Raw genomic sequence first — 23,207 nt, 5'->3', positions numbered from 1 at the left:
AATGTTTTTAATTATTTCTGAGTGATAACGCTTTCTGTCAGCCTTGAATTTCATAACAGTTAAAACAGCTTGTGGAGAGATTCAAATGAAAGTCAGATGGCGTGTGGCATTGGCGTTACTGTTGATTTCCAGTAGCAGTGTGTGGGCAAAGAATCTTCAGCTTCTTAATGTTTCCTATGATCCAACCAGAGAGTTATATCAACAATATAATCAGGCTTTCAGTGATTACTGGCAGCAGAAGACTGGGGATAAAGTGACAATCCGGCAATCTCATGGCGGTTCCGGCAAGCAGGCAACGTCTGTCATCAATGGCCTTGAGGCGGATGTGGTGACACTGGCTCTGGCCTATGATGTGGATGCCATTGCCGAGCGTGGCCGGATAGATAAAGGGTGGATTAAGCGTTTACCGGATAATTCTGCCCCCTATACTTCAACAATTGTTTTTCTGGTGCGGAAGGGCAATCCAAAACAAATTAAAGATTGGCCGGATTTAATTCGCCCTGGTGTAGCTGTTGTGACGCCAAATCCAAAAACCTCGGGTGGAGCACGCTGGAATTATCTGGCTGCGTGGGGTTATGGGTTGGCGCATAACAATCAGGATCAGAGTAAAGCCAAAGCGTTTGTTAAAGCGCTTTATCAGAATGTTGAAGTGCTGGATTCCGGCGCCAGAGGAGCGACCAATACTTTCGTCGAGCGTGGAATTGGTGATGTCTTAATTGCCTGGGAGAATGAAGCTTTGTTGGCTATCCATGAGCTTGATAAAGATAAATTCGAAATTGTGACACCCAGTGTTTCAATCCTTGCTGAACCGACGGTTTCTGTCGTTGATAAGGTGGTTGATAAACGTGGCAGCCGTCAGTTGGCAACGGAATATCTGCAATACTTTTACTCTCCTGTTGGGCAGGAGATAGCGGCTAAAAACTATTATCGCCCACGTGATAAAGCGATTGCCGATAAATACCGGTCTATCTTCCCGGAATTAACATTATTTACTGTTGATAAAGTATTCGATGGTTGGGGCAAAGCGCAAAAAGTGCATTTTGTGACTGGCGGTGTATTTGATGAGATTATTCAACGTCAGAAGTGAATAACCGCCGTAGATGTACGGCGGACAATTATCATTTGCATCAGGTTCTTTTCGCTGCTGCTGCGGCTTTTACGATGACTGCAAAAGCGTCAGCTTTTAGAGAAGCGCCGCCAACTAGTGCACCGTCAATATCCGGCTGGGTGAATAATTCAGCCGCGTTACCCGCGTTCACAGAACCACCGTACTGGATAATCACTTGCTCTGCGATTGCCGCGTCTCTCTTTGCAATGTGATCACGAATAAATTTGTGTACGGCCTGAGCTTGCGCTGGTGTTGCTGATTTACCGGTACCAATCGCCCAAACGGGTTCGTAAGCGATTACCGCATCTTGGAAGGCTTCTACACCTAATGTGTTCAGGACAGCATCAATTTGTCTTGCGCATACTGTTTCAGTTTGGCCGGCTTCATTTTCTTGTTCAGTTTCACCGATACACAGAACCGGGATCAGACCTTGTTCTTTAAGAACGGCAAATTTCTTCGCAATGAATTCGTCACTTTCTTTGTGGTAAGTACGGCGTTCAGAGTGACCGATGATGATGTATTCTGCGCCAATGTCTTTCAGCATTTCAGCGGAAGTTTCACCGGTAAATGCGCCAGACAGATTGATGTCAACATCTTGTGCGCCCAGAGCAATGTGGCTGCCAACCAGCGCTTGTTTAGCCTGGGAGAGATAAAGTGCTGGTGGCGCGATAGCGACTTCACAGCCAGCAATATGGTTCAGTTCTTTACGCAGGCCAATGATAAGCTCGTTGACCATATGGGTGCTGCCATTCAATTTCCAGTTACCCATAACTAATGGATGTCGCATATTTTTTCCTCCAACCAGAGAATTTTTAAGTAGTGGATTGAATGAAATTCATTCTTGGGATCAAGTCGTTAGATCAGTGGTCCACAGTATAGTGGTCATTGCAAACAATAGCTTTGCTTTTTATCACTAATTTTGATTAGTTTTCTGGTCCAGATAGCGATAGCTTAATCGGTTCAATTGCGAAAGTAAGCGTTTTTTTGCTGCCGTTTACCACAATATAGCGAATGGCGCCGATGTTATGGCTGAAAAATGGCAATTTTTTACTGTTTTTCAGCAAATTATCAATATTCTCTTTGCTTTGCTCCTGTGAAAGGGTCGGATTAAAGTGGTGCATTAACGCTATCATGTACTGCTCTGTTAGAATTTGATTTTTCTGGGGTTCTTTTTCATTTTCTGATAGCAGTAATGTCAGTTGCAGACTTTTGATTTTTTCACTTCCCCGTTCCAGTACCGCCGAAGAGTAAAGTTTCTCATTGATTTTGCTGACTGCCCGTGTCAGAGGCGGATAAATGTCTTTGCCGGTAATGACCCGGTACTCGTGTAGTGGCAATGCCGGGTTGCGGCGATTATATTTTTCACGAAACTGTGGAATGGTTTCATCAAAAGAGGGGGCATTTGGCAAAAGGTAAGCCGCTTGTGCGATGGAGCCAGTTGTTTTGGATTTATCGGCATGGGTTACCAACGGTAAGCCCGCGCTGCTTGCCATTAACGTTATCGCCAGAAATTTATTAATGTCCATTTTCATGTTGCCGCTCGCTTGGGTTAAACTGCACCGAAAAACAGAATACACGATTGGAAAAGAATAGATGACATTACAACAATGGGGTTTTTCATTTAAAGGGCGAATTGGGCGACGGGAATTCTGGATTGGCATCGGTGTTTGTCTGGTCTTGATGTTTGTTATCTTGGCTATTCAGGGAATGAGTTCTTTGACCATGCACTATGCTGTTTTTGCGCTGGCTTTGGTAATGTATCCTGCGGCGGCAATAATGGCGAAGCGTTTGCATGATCGCAATAAGCGGGGAGGCTGGTCGTTGCTTTTATTGCTGGCATGGTTGCTGATTGCCGCTGATTGGGGTGGCATGGAACCATTTTGGCAATGGGGGATTGGCCGCTTTATCCCTACATTAATCATCGTTATGATGGTGCTTGATTGCGGTGTATTCCGTGGCACGGATGGGCTAAACCGGTTTGGTGAAGGGGCAGAAAAAGTGGATTTTATTTCTGCCGAAGATGATTGAAATTACCAGTACTGTTCGCTGGTGATATGCCCTGGTTTGCGGCGCAGGTGTTTTGCCATTCCTCGCTGTTCTTTTAGCAGTTGTTGGGTATCTTTCACCATTTGGGGATTACCGCATAGCATTATATGGCTGTTGTCGCTGTTCATCGGCAGCCCGACAGCCGCCTCAAGTTCGCCATTTTCAATCAATGCCGGGATACGGCCAGTCAATGAGTCAGGATTTTGTTCGCGACTGACGATCGTCTGAATTCTTAATTTGCCGTTGAAGCGCTGAACTAATTGCTCCATTAAGGGCAGGTAGCTTAAATCTTGTGTTAGCCTGACTGCATGCACCAATACGATGTTCTCGAATCTGTCCAGATAATCCCCTTGTTGAAGGATTGACAGATAAGGGCCAATGGCTGTTCCCGTTGAAAGCATCCATAATGTTTTGCAATCCGGTATCTCATCAAGAATAAAAAATCCGGCGGCTTGTTTTGTAACCAATAGATTATCACCGGGTTGCAGGGCTGCTAACCGTGGGCTGAGTTTGCCTTCTGGAACTGTCACTAAATAGAATTCAAGATTATTATCTGTCGGCGCATTAACGTAAGAGTAGGCCCGTTGAACCCGTTCATCCTCTATTTCCAGCGCCAGTTTCGCAAATTGACCAGCGGTAAACTCTTCAACCGGTGCATGCATCCTGATGCTGAATAAGGTATCCGTCCAGTGAATAACTTGTGTAACTTTTCCTGTAATCCAGTTTGCCATTGGAATTAATCTCCTATCCTGAAACCCCGGAACAGTTTGTTTTTATGCCGTGATTTTAGTCTATTGATATAAATACCATTATCGATTCTGTGTCATAGGAGAATGAATTTATTTTTCTTCATATCGGGTTTGAATAGTCGAGATTATCTTAATAGCCGGTAAGAATTTCAGTAGAAAATTCAAAAAACTAATAGTTTACCATGCTATAGATTTTATCTATAAATATGGAGATAAATTATCAAAGGAATATTCTGATTTTATCTACGAGATAATAAAAAGTTTGTCAAAATTAGGCTTTACGTTAGATCCTAATGTTCGATTCAGTTTTAAAAGAAAATTTCTGAAGATTAGAAAGAAATAGGATTTCAAAGGGTGGAAAGTTCCACCCTTTCTTTATCTTTCTATCAGCAAATCTTAGCTTTTATCTTCCCAGTCTTGCGCGCGGGCAACGGCTTTTTTCCAGCCATTGTATTTGTAATTACGCTCGGTGGTTTCAATACCCGGACGGAATTCTTTCTCAATGGTGGCTTTGCTTTTCACTTCATCCAGATCTTGCCAGTAGCCTATAGCTAATCCTGCGAGGAATGCGGCTCCCAATGCGGTGCTTTCTCGCACTACAGGGCGTTCTACGCGGGTACCCAGGATATCTGACTGGAATTGCATCAGGAAGTTATTGGCAACGGCGCCGCCATCCACACGCAGTGCTTGCAATCGGGTACCTGCATCCGCTTGCATGGCATCCAGTACATCACGGGTCTGATAGGCAATGGATTCCAGCGTTGCACGAATAATGTGATTACTGTTTGTCCCGCGGGTCAGGCCGAAAATGGCGCCGCGGGCGTAAGGGTCCCAGTAGGGTGCGCCAAGACCGGTAAACGCGGGAACTACATATACGCCGTTACTGTTTTTAACTTTGGTGGCAAAGTATTCGGAGTCAGCAGCATCTGCAATGAGTTTCAGTTCATCACGCAGCCACTGAATAGAAGCGCCACCAACGAAAACTGCACCTTCAAGCGCATAGTTCACTTCACCGCGGGGGCCACAGGCAATGGTTGTCAGCAAGCCGTGGTTGGAACGTACGGCATCATTACCGGTGTTCATCAGCAGGAAACAGCCTGTCCCGTAGGTGTTTTTCGCCATACCGGGTTGGACACAAAGCTGACCATACAGAGCTGCTTGTTGGTCACCGGCAATGCCGGCGATAGGGATCCGGGTACCGCCTTTACCGCCAATGTTGGTCTGACCATAAATCTCAGAAGATGAATGAACAGTGGGTAGCATGGCTCGTGGGATTTGTAACTCATCAAGAATATGTTGATCCCACTCCAGATTGTGAATATTGAACAGCATCGTACGGGACGCGTTGGTGTAGTCCGTAACGTGGACACGGCCCTGGGTCATTTTCCATACCAGCCAGGTGTCTACAGTACCAAACAGTAACTCGCCTTTTTCTGCCCGCTCACGCGCACCTTCAACATGATCCAGAATCCATTTTACTTTGGTGCCAGAGAAGTAAGGGTCAACGACCAATCCTGTGTTCTGGCGAATATATTCTTCCAGGCCTTCTTTTTGTTTCAGTTTGGTACAAGCATCTGCGGTACGACGACATTGCCAAACAATGGCATTGTAGATTGGTTTACCGGTTTCCTTTTCCCAAATAATTGTTGTTTCACGTTGGTTGGTAATGCCAATGCCGGCAATCTGATCCGAACTAATATCCGCTTTCGCTAATACTTCTACCAGCGTTGAGCTTTGGGTTGCCCAGATTTCCATGGGATCATGTTCGACCCAGCCCGGTTTAGGATAAATTTGAGTAAATTCTCTTTGGGAAATAGAGATAATATTGGCGTCGTGATCAAGAATGACTGCTCGGGAACTGGTTGTTCCCTGATCAAGAGCGACAATATATTTTTTCTCAATCATATTTTTTGTTGTCATGATAATAACCTGTTCTGGTAATGCTCTACTTTAGGCTTTCTTTTTGCTCTGGTCTTTAGTCTTGTTGGTATCCGATGGCAAATGGCGACCAATAAGTTTGCGGTAGCCGAATGCGCCTATAATACCGCCGATAATTGGTGCGGTCAGAGTAACCAGACAGTAAGGGATTTCACGTCCACCAGTCAGAGCGATATTTCCCCAACCTGCCAGATAAGCAATGAGTTTAGGGCTAAAGTCACGGGCCGGGTTTAGGGCGAAACCGGTTAATGGGCCAAATGCGCCACCAATAACGGCAATCAGAATACCAATCAGTAACGGAGCCAGAGGCCCGCGTGGAACACCGTTACCATCGTCAGTTAGTGACAGAATCAGACACAGCAGAGCTGCGGCAATGATGACTTCTACCATAAATGCTTGAGAAATAGATAGTGATGCCATCGGGTAAGTGGAGAATACACCTGCTGTAAATAGGCTTTCAGGGGTGCCGCGAACAATATTATGTACTTGCTCGTAATCAAGGAATACGCTGTAGTACATCATATAGATGATAGCGGCAGCGACAAAACCACCGATCATTTGGGCAATAATAAAAGGAACGACTTTTTTGCCCTCGAAACGGGCAAACAGCCATAAGGCAATTGTCACCGCAGGGTTAAGGTGACCGCCGGAAACACCTGCGGTGAGATAAACTGCCAATGCGACACCCATCCCCCAAATAATACTGATTTCCCACAAGCCTAGTTGTGCGCCGGCAATTCGGGCAGCGGCAACACAACCTACGCCAAAGAAAACCAATAGTGCGGTACCAAGAAACTCAGCGATACATTGTCCGGTTAATGTCGTGCTAGTGGTTTGGCTCATATGTTCTATCCTACGAAGAAGATTTTGGAGTGGTAATTATTATTTTCGCCTTTCAGCATTGAAAGGAAGGTTTTGTAAATTTATCGTTAATGCGCGGAAACGAGAAATAGCGAAATTGAAATGTGTGTGTTGTGTCAACAAAATGAGTGGTTCCGCATTTTTTTGGCATTTTGCTAAAAATTAAAGTGTGAGGCACTTTGTCGTTTTTATTTGATAGTTTTTTTCATGTGTTGGGGATGTTGCTAGACAGGGACGCTTTGGCTACATACAATCAGACGATTGCTTATAAGGGGGAACCGAGAATGTCATTTGAAGTTTTTGAAAAGCTGGAAGCTAAGGTTCAGCAGGCGATTGATACTATTACCCTGCTACAAATGGAAATTGAAGAATTAAAAGAAAAGAATAAGTCTTTGTCTCAGGAAATTGAAACCGCAGCCAGCAGCCGCGAGTCTCTGGTTCATGAGAATGAGCAATTGAAACAAGAGCAGCAAGTATGGCAGGAGCGTTTGCGTGCCTTGTTAGGCAAAATGGAAGATGTCCAGTAATTACAAATTGCCGGCAGACAAAAAAGGGCGATCCAAAAAATCGCCCTTGATCTTATACGCTGTCGTTAGATGATCTCTTCATCTTCACTGTCATCAAGTGCCAGTGGCTCTTCAGATAGAATGATGCCTGTATTGTCAGCATACAGATAATCGCCGGAGAAGAAGGTTACACCACCGAAATTTACCCGGATATCGCTTGCACCAGTTCCTTCATCACGACAGCCAGCAGGAATGGCTGCTATAGCCTGAATACCAAGGTCAAGCTCTGCCAGCTGGTCAACTTGACGTACCGCACCGTAAACGACAATGCCCTCCCATCCATTTTGCACAGCGAGTTGTGCCAGTTCTGCGTCAATCAATGCCTGACGTACAGAACCACCACCATCTATCAGTAAAATACGGTCGTGACCGTTGTCTTCAAGCAGGTCGTAAATTAACCCGTTGTCTTCAAAACATTTGACTGTGATGATTTGACCACCAAATGAAGTACGCCCACCAAAATTGGAGAACATAGGCTCTACCACATTTACTTCTTCTTGATAGATGTCACAAAGCGCGGAAGTATCATATTTCATAGGATTTACGTCTGGTTAAGGTATGGAACAGTAAGTATATCCCTTTCAGGTTGATGTTAGCAAAATCATCAATAATTAAGAACAAGTCCGGCCGAAAACAGAATGTTAGTCAGTAATGCCGCTTTAACCATATGTTCCAGCATTGGGCGCATGCCTTCTGGTGTGGGTTCGTTGAGCACATACCACATATGTTTGAGCAACAAAGGCAATGCGAGCAAGAACAGCCAACCGGACCAGCCTGGCAGATTTTGTATGGTAAACAAGACCAAGCAGAGGGTTGCCCCGATGATGAGACAGGCATGATAATAGCGGGCTTTTTGGGGGCCGAGACGGACAGCAAGGGTGTTTTTGCCATTCCGTTTGTCATCTTCAATATCGCGCAAATTATTAATATTTAAAACAGCAGCGGAAAGAAGACCACAGGCGGTTGCCGGCAGCATGACAATTGAGTCAAAAAACCCCGCTTGAAGATAATAAGCCCCGGCAACACTTAACCAGCCAAAGAATATCAGTACGGAAATATCGCCAAGTCCTATATAGCCATAGGGTTTTGCGCCGACTGTATAGGTAATTGCAGCAACAATTGCCAGCAGACCAAGGATCAGAAAACCTAATATGTCCCTAGGTTCTTCACAGGCAACGGCAATGAGGGCAATTCCAGACAGGCAAGCCAACAGCACCGTAATCTTCAGCGCTTTTTTCATCTGTGAGGCGGTGATAACGCCTTTTTGCATACCGCGCAGTGGCCCGATACGTTTTTCAGTATCACTTTCTTTGACAACATCGCCGTAATCATTGGCGAGATTGGACAGAATTTGTAACATAGCCGCTGTTAACAGAGCCAGTAAGGCAACAGGCAGCTTGAAATGCCCTGTCCAGACGGCAAGGGCGGAGCCGGTAATAATGGCTGCGAGGGCGAGTGGCAACGTTTTAGGGCGTAAACTCTCCAGCCATGCTTGAGTTTGACTGACGGAAGTTGGTGAGTTCATTTCTACGTTAACTTACTCCTTTAAATATTATAAAAAATAAATGGGAGGCGAGCCTCCCATCAATAATTATAGCGGATAAGAAACCGTATATTCCGATTATAGGATAAATCGGCTCAGATCTTCATCTGCAACCAGCTCATCTAAATGTTCTTTGACGTAATTGGCATCGATATCAACTGATTGACCAGGACGTTCGCTGGCGTCAAAAGAGATATCTTCCATTAGTCGCTCAAGAACAGTATGCAAGCGACGGGCGCCGATATTTTCGGTTGATTCGTTTACCTGCCATGCCGATTCAGCGATTTTGCGGATGCCATCAGCGGTGAAACTGATGTTCATTCCTTCTGTCGCCATCAGCGCTTTATACTGTTCCGTCAGGGATGCATTAGGTTCAGTCAGAATACGTTCGAAATCTTCTGTGGTTAATGCTTGTAATTCCACACGGATTGGCAGACGCCCTTGTAATTCAGGGATCAGATCAGAAGGGCTGGAAACCTGGAATGCGCCGGAGGCGATAAACAGGATATGGTCTGTTTTTACCATACCGTGTTTGGTGGATACCGTACAGCCTTCCACCAGTGGCAGCAGGTCACGCTGAACACCTTCACGGGAAACGTCAGGGCCTGAAGTCTGGCCGCGTTTACAGATTTTGTCGATTTCATCAATGAAGACGATACCGTGTTGTTCAACCGAATCAATAGCCTGTTGTTTCAATTCTTCCGGGTTAACCAGTTTAGCGGCTTCTTCTTCCACTAACAGTTTGAAAGCGTCTTTGATTTTCAGCTTACGGGATTTATGTTTTTGACCGGCAAGGTTCTGGAACATGGATTGCAACTGGTTAGTCATCTCTTCCATGCCAGGAGGCGCCATGATCTCTACGCCCACTGGTGTGGTGGCGACATCGATCTCGATTTCTTTATCATCAAGCTGACCTTCACGTAACTTCTTACGGAATGCCTGACGAGCGGCTGAGGGTTCAGATTGCGTCTCCGCTTGTCCCCAGTTATTTTTGGCTGGTGGGATCAAGACATCCAGAATGCGCTCTTCCGCCAGTTCTTCAGCCCGGTAACGATTTTTTTCAATGGATTGCAGACGAACCATTTTAACCGCAGCATCGGTCAGATCACGGATGATAGAATCGACTTCTTTACCAACATAGCCAACTTCGGTGAATTTTGTCGCTTCAACTTTGATGAATGGCGCGTTCGCCAGTTTTGCCAGCCGACGGGCGATTTCGGTTTTACCGACACCTGTTGGGCCAATCATCAGAATATTTTTAGGCGTCACTTCATAACGCAGCATTTCATTCAGCTGCATACGACGCCAGCGGTTACGGAGTGCGATAGCTACAGCGCGTTTCGCTTTGTCCTGACCAATGATGTGGTTGTTAAGTTCGCTGACAATTTCGCGTGGAGTCATTTCAGACATACTATCTACCCTTACGCTTTTGAAGGAAGTTCTTCGAAGTTGTGATTATGGTTGGTGTAAATACAGATATCACCGGCAATTGTCAGTGCTTTCTCTGCAATTTCTCTGGCGCTGAGATCGGTATTTTCCAGCATTGCCCGTGCAGCAGACTGCGCGTATGGGCCACCGGAACCAATGGCAATCAGGTCATTTTCCGGCTGAATGACATCGCCGTTACCTGTAATGATCAAGGAGGTATTTTCATCTGCGACTGCCAGCAATGCTTCCAGTTTGCGTAGCATGCGGTCGGTCCGCCAGTCTTTGGCAAGCTCAACGGCCGCCTTGGTCAGATGTCCTTGGTGCATTTCAAGTTTACGTTCAAACAGTTCAAACAGAGTAAAAGCGTCTGCTGTACCGCCAGCAAAACCCGCGATGACTTTGTCATTATAGAGGCGGCGAACTTTGCGGACATTGCCTTTCATGACGGTATTACCCATCGTTGCCTGTCCATCACCACCGATTACGACTTGGCCGTTACGGCGAACACTTACGATTGTAGTCACGAGTAAGCCCTTGGTTACAAAAATAGATAAATGTGACGCACGGTACTTTCGACAGTGTATTGGCTATCGAAAATACCGTGTGCACGGTGTTAGCAGTATAAATGGGGGAGAATTATCATTTTTCAACCCCCAGTAGCACGGAGAATACAACCGGGTACGCCAGCGCCTTTCAGGCGTTCCTGCATTTTTCCTGCGGTGCTTTTGCTGTAAGGGCCAAGAACGACACGATGCCAGCCGTTTCCCGTTGTGATTTGGCTTTCAATACCCGCAAATGCCAGGCTGGCGCGTACTGACTCAGCTTGGTCCATATTGCGGAATGAACCGCATTGCAAAATCATACGCTGTGCATTTTCTGCTGGTTTAGGCTTACTGGGTTCAGCCAGCGGCGGTGTCTGTGGCTGAACTGGCTGAGTTTGTATTTGTTGTTGTGGCAATGTTTGCTGAGGTTGTGGTCTTGTTTCCAATGGTTGTTGCGTCTCTGCTGATGGTTTGATGATCACTTGTGAACGCGGTACTTGAACGCCATTGTATGGGACTTCTGGTAATGAAGTCGCTGGTTGGCGCATATCTGCCTGCATTTGTTCAAGCAACTGCCGTTGTTCTGCCGTCAGCGGAATGCGTGATTTTGTCTGCTCGCCGGATGATGGCTCACGTGGCGCCGCGATACCAACAGGGCGATTTTCCAATTCTTTGATATAGCGCCAGCGCTCTTCTGGTTTTGGCGGTAAACCATTATTTTGCTGGGGATGTTTTGGTCGTGCGTCTGGCGCGCTTTCTTGTCTATTGTGGGTAATAAAGTAGAGGCCGCCGATAAAGATAACGACCAATGCTACCGCGACTGCCAGAGTGGTTTTTGGCAGACCTTGGGACGGGTATTTTTTCTTATCGGTGTTTTTACGGCGGGCGTTTGAACGCCCGCGACTCACATAATCTCGTTGTGCCACTGTCTAATTCGCTGAGTTATTTAAATAAAAGGAAATAAACAACATGTTACTTAACCTGGAGTTATTTGCCTAGCTTTTAGGCGAACAGGTGCTTTGCCGGATGATTAATTCAGATTCCAGTAATTGAGATCCGCCAGATGTTGTATGGCCCTGGATTTGATCCAACAACAATAACATTGCTTTTTGACCAATCTTATAACGGGGTTGTCCAACGGTTGTTAATGGCGGATCGCTGTACATGGCCAGGCTTAAGTTATCAAACCCAATGATTGATAAATCTTGCGGTATTCTTAAGCCCATTCTTTTAGCCTGCCACATAACGCCAATCGCCATCACATCGCTGTGGCAGAAAATAGCTGTTGGGGGTTCTGGCAGAGACATCAGCTGCTCGGTCAGCTTTGCGCCGCTTTCATGGGTAAAGTTACCTTGGACGATATAATCTTCACGGATTGTCCCGCCAGAACGACGCAATGCCTGAATATATCCCTGAAGGCGGTAGCGGCAAAGCAGGATATCGTCCGGCCCGGAGATACAGGCAATGTGTTTATGCCCCAGTGTTTGCAGGTAATGAGTGGCATTGAATGCTGCGGTCAGGTTATCAATATGAATAGTCGGCAGTTCCAGCTCTGGCGCAAATTCGTTTGCCATGACCATGGGGGGCAAGTTTTTTTGTTCTTCTTTGCTGGCGTCAAATGGAATATTGGAGCCAAGCAGCAACAGGCCATCAATTTGTTTGGTGACAATCAAGTTGAGAAATGCGTGTAGCTGTTTTTGCTGATGTTGACAATCACCGATTAAAACCAGATAACCCTGTTGCGTTGCTGTTTCTTCAATACCGCAAATCACATCAGTGAAAAAAGGGTCACTGATATTCGGCACTATGACTAAAACCGTTTTCGACTCACTGCGTTTAAGATTACGGGATGAATTATTTGGGTAATAACCCACAGCCAGTACAGCTTGTTCCACTTTTTGTCGTGTCTGGGAAGAAACCTTTTCTGGATTCATGAGTGTTCTTGATACTGTTGCGGTAGAAACGCCAGCCACTTCAGCGACATCTTTCATCGTTGCAGAGGTGCCATTCTTTTTCTGCTCCAAAACTCACTCCTCATTTCCTGACTGATTAGTTAAACGATTGTCATTTTCTGGTTGCCGGGAGACCGTCAGTGACCTTAGGAAAGTCACGACATTTTGGTTTAAGGTGATGACAATGTTATTAAGGGACCATTCTAAACAGTTTGGCAAATTCGTTTGTTCTTTAGTTTGCAAAAAAGTGTGATATGAATCATTTATTCGATATGGCTCGCAAATTATTGAATAATTTTTTATTAATTGAGGGTGACTTAGTTGATTTTACTAATGTGTTAATAGAAGTATGCTTAATCTGATAACGTTATACCCTTCATCTTTCAAGTTGCTGCTTTGTTGGCTGCTTTCACTTACCCCAGTTACATCGTTATCTATGCTCCTGGGAATGCGTTCACTTGCCACCGCGCTGCAACTTGAAATCTATTGGGTATATATGGTTTAAAATAAAGATAATTAATCACTAACTATCCGTTGGGTCAACATCAATATTCCATTTCACTTTTCGGGTTTGCGGCAGAGCCATTATTTGTGGATAAACCATCATCATGATTTTTTGTAAAAAAATTCTGGATGGATGTTGAATCAATAGTTGCCAGCGATAACGTCCACCTCTTTTTGCCTGTAATGCGGGAACTGGCCCCATTATCCATAAGTTATCATCACGCAGAGGATGATTTTCAAAAAGCAGGCGCAATTGCTGTAAAAAAGCCGGTGCTTGCTGATTATCGTGATCTTCTGACCGCAAGATAATGTGGCTGGTAAATGGCGGCAAAAATACACTTTGGCGTTCATCCATCGCCTGAGTTGCGAAGGCGTCATAACCTTTATTCAGCAGAATTTGCAGTAACGGATGGTCAGGATGATGAGTTTGGAGAACCACCTCTCCCTGTTTACCTGCCCGGCCGGCACGACCAGAAACTTGCGTATAAAGCTGTGCGAAGCGTTCTGCTGCCCGGAAATCGGCTGAGAACAGGGCGCCATCCACATCCAGCAACGCGACCAGTGTGACATCGGGGAAATGGTGGCCTTTTGCCAGCATTTGGGTACCAATCAGTATACGGGCGCCACCGGCATGAATGTCGGCCAGTTGTTGTTCCAGTGTTCCTTTGCGGTTGGTGGTATCCCGGTCAATACGGGTAACTGGTACATCAGGGAACAGCGCTGTAATACCGTCTTCAAGCTGCTCTGTGCCAAGGCCAACAGGTTGAAGATGAGTAGAGCCGCATTGTGGACACTGGCGGGGAACCGGACGTTGGCTGTCACAATGATGGCAACGCAACTGACGATGGTGCTGATGCAAGGTGTAATAATGGTCACAGCGTTGGCATTCTGCAATCCAGCCACATTCATGGCAGAGCAGAGCAGGTGAGAAACCGCGGCGGTTGAGAAACAGTATTACCTGATTATCTGCTTGCAGGTGTTCTTCAATGCGCTTTATCAGTGGTTGAGATAACCCGACTTTGAGTGGCAAGCCTTTTAAATCCAACAGATGTTGAGTTGCTGGCTGGGCATGACCTGCTCGTTTGGATAATGTTAGTTGGCTGTATTTGCCTTGTCGCACATTATAAAGTGTCTCCAGTGCCGGAGTCGCAGAACCCATAATCACTGGGATATTCTCTTTTTTTGCTCTGAATACCGCTAAATCACGGGCATGGTAACGCCAGCCCTCCTGTTGTTTATAAGAGCTGTCGTGTTCTTCATCGATAATGATGACGCCAAGGCAGGCAAAGGGGGTAAATAAGGCTGAACGTGTACCGATGACAATTGCGTTCTCACCACGTTGCGTCCGTAACCATACAGCAAGGCGTTCACTGTCATTGAGGGCTGAATGAAGGACATCAACCGGAGCATTGAAGCGTTCTCTAAAACGATGGATTGTTTGTGGTGTCAGGCCAATTTCCGGTACAAGTATCAGTGCTTGTTTACCTTGCGCCAGAATATTTTCCAGCACACTGAGATAAACTTCCGTTTTACCTGATCCGGTAATGCCGGCCAGTAACCAAGGAGAAAATTGCTGTTCTTCTGCGCGGATAGCACCAACTGCTGTGGCTTGTTCTGTATTCAATTTCAGGCGTTCGCCGGTGATTTGGAAATGATTTCGCCAGTTCTGAGATTCAGGTTGCACCGGGTATAAATCAATAAGTGACTTCTTTTTAAGTGACTGGAAGGCGCTTTCGCTTAATTCCAGTTCTGTAATCTGATGGCGATATATTGCTTTTCGGCGCAGTGCTGCCAGCACCTGTTGCTGTTTTGGTGAACGTTTCAATTGCGCCAAGGGTATTTCAGCTCCCGCCGGAGTTAGTTGCCATTGCCAGAGCGGGGAGGATTCAGTGGGCTTTCCTTGACGAAGCAGTGTCGGCAATGCATGGAACAGCACTTCTCCGATGGGATAATGGTAATAGCTGGATGCCCAAAGTAGTAATTGCCAGAGATCTTCTGAAAATAGGGAATGAGTGTCGAGAATAGATTCAATCGATTTCAGTTGTTCCGTTGGAATATCACTGCTGTCAGTTGTTCCGGTGACGATACCAATTGTCTGACGGTTACTAAAAGAGACGGCTACCCGCATCCCTGCAACGGGTACTTGGTTCTCTGCGGACAACAGATAATCAAAAGAGCGGGCAAGAGGGATAGGCAGGGCAACCTGAACGACGGTCATAAAATTATTCCGGGCGATCAATAAATAAAGTAAAAATTGGTTATAGAGTATCATAGACAATCAGCGGATTTCATTGCGGGATAGACAGATATTCTGTATGATCCGCCGCCTTTGGTACGAAAGATATCAAACTTATTTTATCAACACGACGTGTGGTGTCTGGCGGCAACAGGGCTGGATAGCGACACGGCCTTAACAGAGGTTATCCCATGAAAAAAGATATTCATCCTAAATATGAAGCAGTTACTGCAACTTGTTCTTGCGGAAATGTAATGCAGATCAAATCTACCGTTAATCGCGCTCTGAACTTGGACGTATGTGGTCAATGCCACCCATTCTATACTGGTAAACAACGTGATGTTGCTACCGGTGGTCGTGTTGATCGTTTCAACAAACGTTTCAACGTTCCAGGTGTTGGTAAGTAATTGCCAAATTGTGTCTGTTTATAAAGCAGATCAACTGGTACGAACAAACGCCCGATGTTTTGCATCGGGCGTTTTGTATTTAAATCGGTTATTTTGTATTTCAATTAGTAAAAAACCCCCTGAATTTTGCAGGAGGTTTCGTTATGCCACTATCAATATTCCCAGGTATCGGGATCAATGCCTAATTCCCGCATGATCCCTTTAGCCGCCTCTGGGATTTCGTCATTACGCTCTTTGCGTAAATCAGCGTCATCGGGCAGTGGTTGCCCAGTGAATGCATGTAGGAATGCTTCACACAGCAATTCACTGTTAGTCGCGTGACGCAGGTTATTTACCTGGCGACGGGTGCGCTCATCAGTGAGGATCCTCAACACTTTCAACGGAATTGAAACTGTGATTTTCTTCACTTGTTCGCTTTTTTTGCCATGTTCAGCATAAGGGCTGACATATTCACCGTTCCACTCAGCCATGGGGTACCTTAAATAGTCGTGAAGTCATAAAAATAAGCCGGATAACAGAACCCGCTTTCGTCGCAAAATATTGCCATTTTATCGTGATTTCCTTATCAATTATACAGTTATAGTATATGCGATAAACTAATGACTACTAATAATAAAAGCAGCATAGTTATGATGGATAATTATCCCATTACTTAATCTAACCGTAAAGAGGTTTAGATGTCTAGATGTGTTGACGTCTATTGTGGCGGCGGGTATTCTTCCCTGACTCGAATTTATGACAGGCAGTGGTAACTGATATGACACGCAAACAGGCAACAATAGCAGTCCGCAGTGGGCTGAATAATGATGAGCAGTATGGCTGTGTTGTTCCACCTATTTATCTTTCCAGTACATATAATTTTACTGATTTTAATCAGCCGAGAACACATGATTATTCTCGGAGGGGTAATCCAGGCCGAGATATGGTGCAGAGGGTATTGGCTGAACTGGAGGGGGGAGTAGGCGCTGTTATGACCAGCAGCGGCATGTCAGCGATTCATCTGTTATGTACGGTTTTTCTTAAGCCGGGTGATCTGTTGGTTGCTCCCCATGACTGTTATGGCGGCAGCTACCGCTTGTTTGACAGCCAGAGTAAACGTGGTGCTTATGACGTGGCTTTTATCGATCAGAGTGATGAACAGGCGTTAAAACAGGTATTGTCCAGAAAGCCAAAGTTGGTATTAATTGAAACGCCAAGTAATCCTTTGTTGCGTATCGTGGATATTGCCCATATATGCCGGCTTTCCCATGAGGTCGGTGCGACAGTGATTGTTGATAACACTTTCCTGAGTCCTGTATTACAAAAACCGCTGGCATTGGGGGCAGATCTGGTTGTTCATTCCTGCACTAAGTATCTTAACGGACATTCTGATGTTATTGCCGGAGCTATTATTGCAAAGGATGAAGATATTGCGACGGAGCTTGCCTGGTGGGCGAATAATATTGGTGTGACTGGTGCGGCGTTTGATAGTTATCTTCTGTTGCGTGGGATGCGTACTTTATCGCCACGGATCCTTTTACAGCAAAATAATGCGCGGGAAATTGTGAATTATCTTCAACAGCAACCGTTAGTGAAGAAACTTTTTTATCCTGCTTTGGAAGATCATCCAGGGCATGAAATTGCCTGTAAGCAACAGTCCGGTTTTGGCGCAATGATAAGTTTTGAGTTAGATGGCAGTGAATCGGCAATACGCTGTTTTCTGTCTGAGTTGAAATTATTTACTTTGGCCGAATCATTGGGAGGCGTGGAAACGTTGATTTCCCATACTGCTACCATGACTCATGTGGGAATGTCAGCACAGGCAAGGGCGGAAGCAGGTATTACGGATTCACTGTTGCGTGTTTCTGTAGGTATTGAAGATAGTCAGGATTTAATCGCTGATTTGGAAAATGCATTTCAGGCAGTATTAAAGGAGTGACCATGAGTGCACTGGCAGTAGCAGGGGCGGAGAATGGCCGCCAATTACATAAGTTTGGTGGTAGCAGCCTCGCGGATGTGAAATGTTATCAACGGGTAGCTAAGATTATGGCCAATTATAGCCAACCTGGTGATTTGATGGTGGTATCCGCGGCAGGCAGCACAACCAACCAGTTAATTAACTGGCTTAAACTCAGCCAGAACGACCGTATTTCTGCCCATCAGGTACAGCAGGTTTTGCGCCGTTATCAGCAGGATCTTATCAGAGGTTTGCTGCCTGAGACTGTTGCTGAAGAGTTAGTGAAGCGTTTTATTGCCGATCTTGAAAGGTTGAGTGCATTACTGGATAAACCGGTGAGTGATGTGACTTATGCAGAAGTTGTGGGTCACGGGGAGATCTGGTCTGCACGTTTGATGTCAGCGGTACTTGAAGCTCGGGGGATCGCCAGTGACTGGGTGGATGCCCGTCAATTTTTACGCGCTGAACGGGCGGCTCAACCCCAAGTTGATGTTGACCTTTCTCTGCCATTACTGAATCAGCTGTTAACTCAAAATCTTAATAAGCGACTGGTTGTAACGGGATTTATCTCCAGTAATCATGATGGAGAAACGGTTTTACTGGGGCGAAATGGCAGTGACTATTCTGCAACGCAGGTTGGTGCTTTGGCAGGGGCTAAACGGGTAACCATCTGGAGTGATGTCGCCGGTGTTTACAGCGCCGATCCGAGAAAAGTAAAAGACGCCTGCCTGTTACCTTTATTACGCCTGGATGAAGCGAGCGAGCTTGCTCGTCTTGCCGCACCTGTGCTGCATACTCGTACCTTACAGCCTGTTTCCGTCAGTGATATTGATTTACTGCTGCGTTGCAGCTACCAGCCGGAGCAGGGATCCACCCGTATTGAAAGGGTGTTGGCGTCCGGGACTGGGGCAAAAATTGTCACCAGCCATGATGAAGTTTGCCTGATTGAATTGCATGTGGCTGCTCATAATGATTTCAAACAGATATACAAAGATATTGATCTGTTGTTAAAGCGGGGACAAATTCGCCCACTGGCAACCGGTATCCATCCGGACTGTAACCTGATTCAGCTCTGCTACACTTCCGAAGTGGTGAATAGTGCACTGGAGGTTTTGGAAGATGCCGCGCTGCCGGGGAAACTCTCCCTGAGAGAAGGATTGGCGCTGGTGGCGCTGGTTGGGGCGGGAGTCTGTAAGAATCCATTGCATTGCCATCGTTTTTATCAGCAGCTTAAAGATCAGCCGGTAGAATTTATCTGGCACGCGGAGGATGGTATCAGTCTTGTCGCTGTGTTGCGGACCAATCAGACTGAACATGTGATTCAGGGGTTGCATCAGAGTTTGTTCCGTGCTGAAAAGCGAATTGGCCTGATTTTGTTTGGTAAAGGAAATATCGGCTCCCGTTGGTTGGAGCTATTCGCTCGTGAGCAGAAAAATATTTCTGCCCGCAGTGATTTTGAATTTATTCTGGCGGGTGTAGCGGATAGTCGCCGGAGTTTGCTTGATTATCAGGGGATTGATGCTAGCCGGGCATTAGCTTTCTTTGATGCTGAAGCGACAGAGCATGATGTCGATGAGTTGTTCCTGTGGATGCGGGCACACCCTTATGACGATCTGGTGATCTTAGATGTGACTGCTAGTGAAGAACTGGCACGATGTTACAGTGATTTTGCTAGTTATGGTTTCCATGTTATCAGTGCCAATAAAATTGCCGGTGCTTCCAGTAGTAACGATTATCGTCTTATTCGTGACGCATTTGCCAAAACCGGTCGTCACTGGTTTTACAATGCAACCGTTGGCGCAGGCTTACCGATCAACCATACAGTGAGAGATTTACGCGAGAGTGGCGATACCATTTTGTCCATAAGTGGTATTTTCTCTGGTACGCTATCTTGGCTGTTTCTGCAATTTGATGGTTCAGTACCATTCAGTGATTTGGTTGAACAGGCGTGGCAGCAGGGACTGACAGAACCTGATCCGCGAATTGATCTGTCTGGTCAGGATGTCATGCGTAAACTGATTATCCTTGCCCGTGAAGCTGGCTATGAGATTGAGCCAGAGCAGGTGCGTGTTGAGTCATTAGTGCCGAAAGAAGCGAAATCAGGTTCTATTGAGCAGTTCTTTGATAACAGCGGTGCTATCAATGAGCAAATGGTACAGCGATTGGCTGCGGCACAGGAAATGGGCATGGTATTGCGCTATGTCGCCCGTTTTGATGCGAATGGTAAGGCTAAAGTCGGTGTTGAGGCGGTACGTCCCGATCACCCATTGGCTTCTTTGTTACCGTGCGACAATGTATTTGCGATTGAGAGCCGTTGGTATCGTGATAATCCGCTGGTGATCCGTGGGCCGGGTGCCGGTCGTGATGTTACAGCAGGCGCGATTCAGTCTGATCTTAACCGTTTGTCACAACTGCTTTAGGTTGCAAAATCCCCACTTGTTTGCTGATGCAATTTCCTTCGCTTGATATTTGAGGTAACGAGGGGAAGGGTGTTCTGGTAAAGACACCCTTCTTCATCGTTGCTTTGGGTATCTTGATTTGTTAACTCGATATAAACAAAGCCAAATATTCTCTGATGAATTTTTTTCCGATTCAGGATGAATATTACTCATTATCTTAACTCAAATTTATTGTTGACTAAAAAATCCCAATCCTTCATCTTATTTAGACGTCTAAACGTATAGGTGGTTAGGTGGTTGGGTGTTTAGATGTTTAAATAAAAGTAACTGGCAAATTATAAGACAGGAAATTATTCCGCTTGTTTAACGAGGTACAGGGTATGAGTTTTTTTCACGCTAATCAGCGAGAAGCGCTGAATCAGAATCTGGCTGAATTGGAAGGACAGATCCGTGTTTCATTTGAATTCTTTCCACCGCGTACAGCTGAGATGGAAAAAACCCTGTGGAAATCCATTGGTCGCTTGAGCACTCTCAAGCCTAAATTTGTTTCTGTTACTTATGGGGCTAACTCTGGTGAACGTGACCGTACCCATAGCATTATCAAAGGAATAAAAGAGAAAACCGGTCTTGAGGCTGCTCCGCACCTCACCTGTATTGATGCCAGCCGCGATGAATTGTGCGAAATCGCCCGTGATTATTGGAATAATGGTATTCGTCATATTGTGGCTTTGCGGGGTGATTTACCTGATAACAGTGAAAAGCCTAAAATGTATGGGGCTGATCTGGTTGAATTACTTAAGAAAGAAGCTGATTTTGATATTTCAGTGGCTGCTTACCCTGAAGTTCATCCTGAAGCGAAAAATTCTCAGGCTGATCTGATTTGCCTGAAACGAAAGATTGATGCGGGTGCGAACCGTGCGATTACTCAATTCTTCTTTGATGTAGAAAGTTATTTGCGTTTTCGTGACCGCTGTGTTGCCGCCGGAATTGATGTGGAAATCGTACCGGGTATTCTGCCGGTATCCAACTTCCGTCAGTTGAAACGTTTTGCGACAATGACCAATGTTCGTATTCCAAGTTGGATGACCAGAATGTTTGAGGGGCTGGATGATGACACTGAGAGCTCTAATCTGGTTGGCGCTTCTATCGCAATGGATATGGTGAAAATTTTAAGTCGTGAAGGTGTGAAAGATTTCCACTTTTATACCTTAAACCGCGCGGAACTGAGTTATGCAATCTGCCATACTCTGGGTGTTCGTCCTTAATCATTGGCTCTTATTAAGAAATGTCGCTTAGTAAGAGCATATTTTTTTCCGCTGTATTGCTATGAATAGTGAATTCTTATTTTCTTTATGAATATTAAGGTTAATATGTTTTTAATATTTAATTTTATAGAGTTGAGAGAATAAAAGGGTTTTAATTTTAGTAAATAATTCATTGTTATCAATTAAATCATTAAATATAGTAAACGGTTGCTATGGTTATTATAATTTTCATAATATCTTTTCACACGATTATCACTCTTAATCTCTGGTCGTTAGATTCATTATTTCGTATTAACCTCCCGCATTCTGCTAAACATTAACAGTTACCATATTATGTGAATCTACCAGTTGAAATTAATATATTATTTCATAAAATTTACTGATTTACTGCATAAGTATGGGACACAGCCTAGTTTTGAGGAGAGAGCTATCCGGGTGGCTAGGTAGGCCTTCTCAATCACCGGTTATGTACCAAGTGGTAGATAGAGCGTCATTGGGTTATCGCGACATGAAATAAATCCGTAATGTTCGTAGAAATTTTTGGCCTTTTCTCCCTTTGCATCGACCATAAGGGCATACGCGGCGACATGTTTCTTGGCCTCAAAACAACGCTCAACTGCGCATCCATCCAGTATGAACTGTTGTGGTTCAATAATCTTGAACACCTATCCCCGGAGAATCCTTTTCTCTACACCTGAAACAGATAAAAATCGGGTCACTTTTTTACATAAGCAGGGTAGGAAAAATACTAAGATGACCTTAATTAATTCAATTTATGTTGGAAAAAGTTATGCCAATTTCATCCATCAGCGGCCATACGTTGCTTAGCCAAACGCAAGTTCCTCAGCACGCAGCAGCTTCTCCCCTACTTGAACAGGGTAACCGCTTGTTCGAACAGTCTGTCCGACGTGGCCCTCTGCACTTCCAGAGCTCGGATCTCAAGCATTTAATCACCGAATTGCGCCAGTTGCAGAGTGCTCCCAACAGTGCGCAGGCCCAACGGGTGCAGGATGCTATCCAGCATTGGGAGAGCCACCACCCTAAAGAGGTGGCAGCCCGTAGTACCCGCCTTGCCGAGCTTAAACAGGCTCTGGCAGAACAAGGCGCTGTGGTGCGCACCCTCCAGCCAAAGGTGACGACGACTAGCCCTCAGGCCATGTTAAAGCAGGCTATGCCAGCTTTACAGAAGATGGGAGCTTATGCATGCACCGATGCTGACACTTTCGTCAGTAAGCAGACCCCTAATTATCGGAAGATTAAAGAGAGATTGGATTCATTCGGAAGCAATCAGAGTCGCAAGGATGCTAACAAACAGGCCAATGACATGTCCAATATGGCGGCTATTGCCGCTAAACGAGGAAACGTCAGTCTTAACCAACTGAAATCTATTGCCGCCTGTGTCGCTCAAGCCCAAGCTGGTTGCTGCACGACTTTTGCCTACTCTGCGGCAGCCGAGCTGATGAAGCACAATCAAGATAACCAGCAGCGCATTGAGGTAGTTGCTCATCGTGGTGCCAAGGGGCATAGCCAGACCCACTGCTTCGTGGTGGTCGGTCGCGATCCTAACAGTGAACTCAGCAAACCCGAAACTTGGGGTAAGCAAGCACATGTCATCGATCCTTGGGCTGCAACCATAGGTGGTAGGTTGCAAGGCATGCCGAGTAATCCACCGATCGCTAACCTGTGGCCGCCGACTGAATCTGTGTTTGACAACCATAAAGAGTAAC

General features: G+C 45.6%; 21 protein-coding genes. 8 read left to right on the top strand and 13 right to left on the bottom strand.

Annotated elements, in window-relative coordinates:
* The first annotated feature begins 85 nt into the window (after nt 1-85).
* Nucleotides 86-1,087 carry a sulfate ABC transporter substrate-binding protein gene (locus tag ABR397_RS01090; protein WP_350304097.1) on the top strand — a complete coding sequence of 334 codons (1,002 nt, stop codon included), beginning with the start codon at nt 86-88 and terminating at the stop codon, nt 1,085-1,087.
* Nucleotides 1,088-1,127: 40 nt separating this feature from the next.
* On the opposite strand, the gene tpiA is transcribed toward ABR397_RS01090, so the two are convergent.
* Nucleotides 1,128-1,895 carry a triose-phosphate isomerase gene (gene tpiA, locus ABR397_RS01085; RefSeq protein ID WP_350304096.1) on the bottom strand — a complete coding sequence of 256 codons (768 nt, stop codon included), beginning with the start codon at nt 1,893-1,895 and terminating at the stop codon, nt 1,128-1,130.
* 136 nt (nt 1,896-2,031) lie between these two features.
* Complete coding sequence (locus ABR397_RS01080; RefSeq protein ID WP_350304095.1) at nt 2,032-2,634, bottom strand: DUF1454 family protein; 603 nt, start codon at nt 2,632-2,634, stop codon at nt 2,032-2,034.
* A 67-nt stretch (nt 2,635-2,701) separates the two neighbouring features.
* Between ABR397_RS01080 and ABR397_RS01075 the strand changes: the two genes are divergently transcribed.
* Complete coding sequence (locus tag ABR397_RS01075) at nt 2,702-3,136, top strand: DUF805 domain-containing protein (protein WP_350304094.1); 435 nt, start codon at nt 2,702-2,704, stop codon at nt 3,134-3,136.
* Between the two features lie 2 nt (nt 3,137-3,138).
* Here ABR397_RS01075 and fpr read toward each other — a convergent pair whose 3' ends face one another.
* The 3 genes from fpr to ABR397_RS01060 all read right to left on the bottom strand — a co-directional run bounded on the left by fpr (nt 3,139) and on the right by ABR397_RS01060 (nt 6,684).
* Nucleotides 3,139-3,885: a ferredoxin--NADP(+) reductase gene (gene fpr / locus ABR397_RS01070; RefSeq protein WP_350304093.1), complete on the bottom strand. Its 747-nt coding sequence runs from the start codon at nt 3,883-3,885 to the stop codon at nt 3,139-3,141.
* 414 nt (nt 3,886-4,299) lie between these two features.
* Nucleotides 4,300-5,823, bottom strand: a complete 1,524-nt coding sequence (gene glpK, locus ABR397_RS01065; RefSeq protein WP_350304092.1) for a glycerol kinase GlpK — start codon at nt 5,821-5,823, stop codon at nt 4,300-4,302.
* Nucleotides 5,824-5,853: 30 nt separating this feature from the next.
* Nucleotides 5,854-6,684, bottom strand: a complete 831-nt coding sequence (locus ABR397_RS01060; RefSeq protein ID WP_350304091.1) for an MIP/aquaporin family protein — start codon at nt 6,682-6,684, stop codon at nt 5,854-5,856.
* Nucleotides 6,685-6,986: 302 nt separating this feature from the next.
* On the opposite strand from ABR397_RS01060, the gene zapB reads away from it, so the two are divergent.
* Complete coding sequence (zapB, locus tag ABR397_RS01055; RefSeq protein ID WP_021325396.1) at nt 6,987-7,229, top strand: cell division protein ZapB; 243 nt, start codon at nt 6,987-6,989, stop codon at nt 7,227-7,229.
* Nucleotides 7,230-7,294: 65 nt separating this feature from the next.
* Here zapB and rraA read toward each other — a convergent pair whose 3' ends face one another.
* The 7 genes from rraA to priA form a co-directional block, all read right to left on the bottom strand.
* Nucleotides 7,295-7,804, bottom strand: coding sequence for a ribonuclease E activity regulator RraA (gene rraA, locus ABR397_RS01050; protein ID WP_350304090.1), 510 nt, complete (start codon nt 7,802-7,804; stop codon nt 7,295-7,297).
* Nucleotides 7,805-7,872: 68 nt separating this feature from the next.
* Entirely contained in the window at nt 7,873-8,793 is a 921-nt protein-coding gene (locus tag ABR397_RS01045) for a 1,4-dihydroxy-2-naphthoate polyprenyltransferase (protein ID WP_350304089.1), read from the bottom strand.
* 96 nt (nt 8,794-8,889) lie between these two features.
* Nucleotides 8,890-10,221: an HslU--HslV peptidase ATPase subunit gene (gene hslU / locus ABR397_RS01040; protein WP_350304088.1), complete on the bottom strand. Its 1,332-nt coding sequence runs from the start codon at nt 10,219-10,221 to the stop codon at nt 8,890-8,892.
* Nucleotides 10,222-10,232: 11 nt separating this feature from the next.
* A complete protein-coding gene (gene hslV / locus ABR397_RS01035; protein ID WP_133813993.1) occupies nt 10,233-10,763 on the bottom strand; it encodes an ATP-dependent protease subunit HslV in 531 nt (176 codons plus the stop codon).
* A 122-nt stretch (nt 10,764-10,885) separates the two neighbouring features.
* Nucleotides 10,886-11,707 carry a cell division protein FtsN gene (gene ftsN, locus ABR397_RS01030; protein ID WP_350304087.1) on the bottom strand — a complete coding sequence of 274 codons (822 nt, stop codon included), beginning with the start codon at nt 11,705-11,707 and terminating at the stop codon, nt 10,886-10,888.
* Between the two features lie 69 nt (nt 11,708-11,776).
* A complete protein-coding gene (gene cytR / locus ABR397_RS01025; protein ID WP_350304086.1) occupies nt 11,777-12,805 on the bottom strand; it encodes a DNA-binding transcriptional regulator CytR in 1,029 nt (342 codons plus the stop codon).
* A gap of 451 nt (nt 12,806-13,256) precedes the next feature.
* Entirely contained in the window at nt 13,257-15,455 is a 2,199-nt protein-coding gene (priA, locus tag ABR397_RS01020; protein WP_350304085.1) for a primosomal protein N', read from the bottom strand.
* A 209-nt stretch (nt 15,456-15,664) separates the two neighbouring features.
* Between priA and rpmE the strand changes: the two genes are divergently transcribed.
* Nucleotides 15,665-15,880, top strand: coding sequence for a 50S ribosomal protein L31 (gene rpmE, locus ABR397_RS01015; RefSeq protein WP_021325402.1), 216 nt, complete (start codon nt 15,665-15,667; stop codon nt 15,878-15,880).
* Between the two features lie 152 nt (nt 15,881-16,032).
* On the opposite strand, the gene metJ is transcribed toward rpmE, so the two are convergent.
* Nucleotides 16,033-16,350: a met regulon transcriptional regulator MetJ gene (gene metJ / locus ABR397_RS01010; protein WP_021325403.1), complete on the bottom strand. Its 318-nt coding sequence runs from the start codon at nt 16,348-16,350 to the stop codon at nt 16,033-16,035.
* A 287-nt stretch (nt 16,351-16,637) separates the two neighbouring features.
* Here metJ and metB point away from each other — a divergent pair, with 287 nt between their 5' ends.
* The 4 genes from metB (at nt 16,638) to ABR397_RS00990 (ending at nt 23,206) form a co-directional block, all read left to right on the top strand.
* Nucleotides 16,638-17,798, top strand: coding sequence for a cystathionine gamma-synthase (gene metB / locus ABR397_RS01005; protein ID WP_350304084.1), 1,161 nt, complete (start codon nt 16,638-16,640; stop codon nt 17,796-17,798).
* Between the two features lie 2 nt (nt 17,799-17,800).
* Nucleotides 17,801-20,236, top strand: coding sequence for a bifunctional aspartate kinase/homoserine dehydrogenase II (locus ABR397_RS01000; RefSeq protein WP_350304083.1), 2,436 nt, complete (start codon nt 17,801-17,803; stop codon nt 20,234-20,236).
* 359 nt (nt 20,237-20,595) lie between these two features.
* Nucleotides 20,596-21,480: a methylenetetrahydrofolate reductase gene (gene metF, locus ABR397_RS00995; protein WP_350304082.1), complete on the top strand. Its 885-nt coding sequence runs from the start codon at nt 20,596-20,598 to the stop codon at nt 21,478-21,480.
* Nucleotides 21,481-22,270: 790 nt separating this feature from the next.
* Entirely contained in the window at nt 22,271-23,206 is a 936-nt protein-coding gene (locus tag ABR397_RS00990; protein ID WP_350304081.1) for a hypothetical protein, read from the top strand.
* The last annotated feature ends 1 nt before the right edge of the window (nt 23,207 follow it).

This window comes from Photorhabdus viridis, from assembly GCF_040256935.1.
Lineage (GTDB): Bacteria > Pseudomonadota > Gammaproteobacteria > Enterobacterales > Enterobacteriaceae > Photorhabdus > Photorhabdus viridis.
Note: the sequence above shows the minus strand (reverse complement) of the source record. Positions and strands in the feature narration are given on the sequence as shown.

Excerpts from the sequence above, each read along its gene's own strand:
- ABR397_RS01090 (WP_350304097.1), top strand. The coding sequence starts at position 86 with ATGAAAGTCAGATGGCGTGTGGCATTGGCGTTACTGTTGATTTCCAGT.
- tpiA (WP_350304096.1), bottom strand. The coding sequence starts at position 1,895 with ATGCGACATCCATTAGTTATGGGTAACTGGAAATTGAATGGCAGCACC.
- ABR397_RS01080 (WP_350304095.1), bottom strand. The coding sequence starts at position 2,634 with ATGGACATTAATAAATTTCTGGCGATAACGTTAATGGCAAGCAGCGCG.
- ABR397_RS01075 (WP_350304094.1), top strand. The coding sequence starts at position 2,702 with ATGACATTACAACAATGGGGTTTTTCATTTAAAGGGCGAATTGGGCGA.
- fpr (WP_350304093.1), bottom strand. The coding sequence starts at position 3,885 with ATGGCAAACTGGATTACAGGAAAAGTTACACAAGTTATTCACTGGACG.
- glpK (WP_350304092.1), bottom strand. The coding sequence starts at position 5,823 with ATGACAACAAAAAATATGATTGAGAAAAAATATATTGTCGCTCTTGAT.
- ABR397_RS01060 (WP_350304091.1), bottom strand. The coding sequence starts at position 6,684 with ATGAGCCAAACCACTAGCACGACATTAACCGGACAATGTATCGCTGAG.
- zapB (WP_021325396.1), top strand. The coding sequence starts at position 6,987 with ATGTCATTTGAAGTTTTTGAAAAGCTGGAAGCTAAGGTTCAGCAGGCG.
- rraA (WP_350304090.1), bottom strand. The coding sequence starts at position 7,804 with ATGAAATATGATACTTCCGCGCTTTGTGACATCTATCAAGAAGAAGTA.
- ABR397_RS01045 (WP_350304089.1), bottom strand. The coding sequence starts at position 8,793 with ATGAACTCACCAACTTCCGTCAGTCAAACTCAAGCATGGCTGGAGAGT.
- hslU (WP_350304088.1), bottom strand. The coding sequence starts at position 10,221 with ATGTCTGAAATGACTCCACGCGAAATTGTCAGCGAACTTAACAACCAC.
- priA (WP_350304085.1), bottom strand. The coding sequence starts at position 15,455 with ATGACCGTCGTTCAGGTTGCCCTGCCTATCCCTCTTGCCCGCTCTTTT.
- rpmE (WP_021325402.1), top strand. The coding sequence starts at position 15,665 with ATGAAAAAAGATATTCATCCTAAATATGAAGCAGTTACTGCAACTTGT.
- metJ (WP_021325403.1), bottom strand. The coding sequence starts at position 16,350 with ATGGCTGAGTGGAACGGTGAATATGTCAGCCCTTATGCTGAACATGGC.
- metB (WP_350304084.1), top strand. The coding sequence starts at position 16,638 with ATGACACGCAAACAGGCAACAATAGCAGTCCGCAGTGGGCTGAATAAT.
- ABR397_RS01000 (WP_350304083.1), top strand. The coding sequence starts at position 17,801 with ATGAGTGCACTGGCAGTAGCAGGGGCGGAGAATGGCCGCCAATTACAT.
- metF (WP_350304082.1), top strand. The coding sequence starts at position 20,596 with ATGAGTTTTTTTCACGCTAATCAGCGAGAAGCGCTGAATCAGAATCTG.
- ABR397_RS00990 (WP_350304081.1), top strand. The coding sequence starts at position 22,271 with ATGCCAATTTCATCCATCAGCGGCCATACGTTGCTTAGCCAAACGCAA.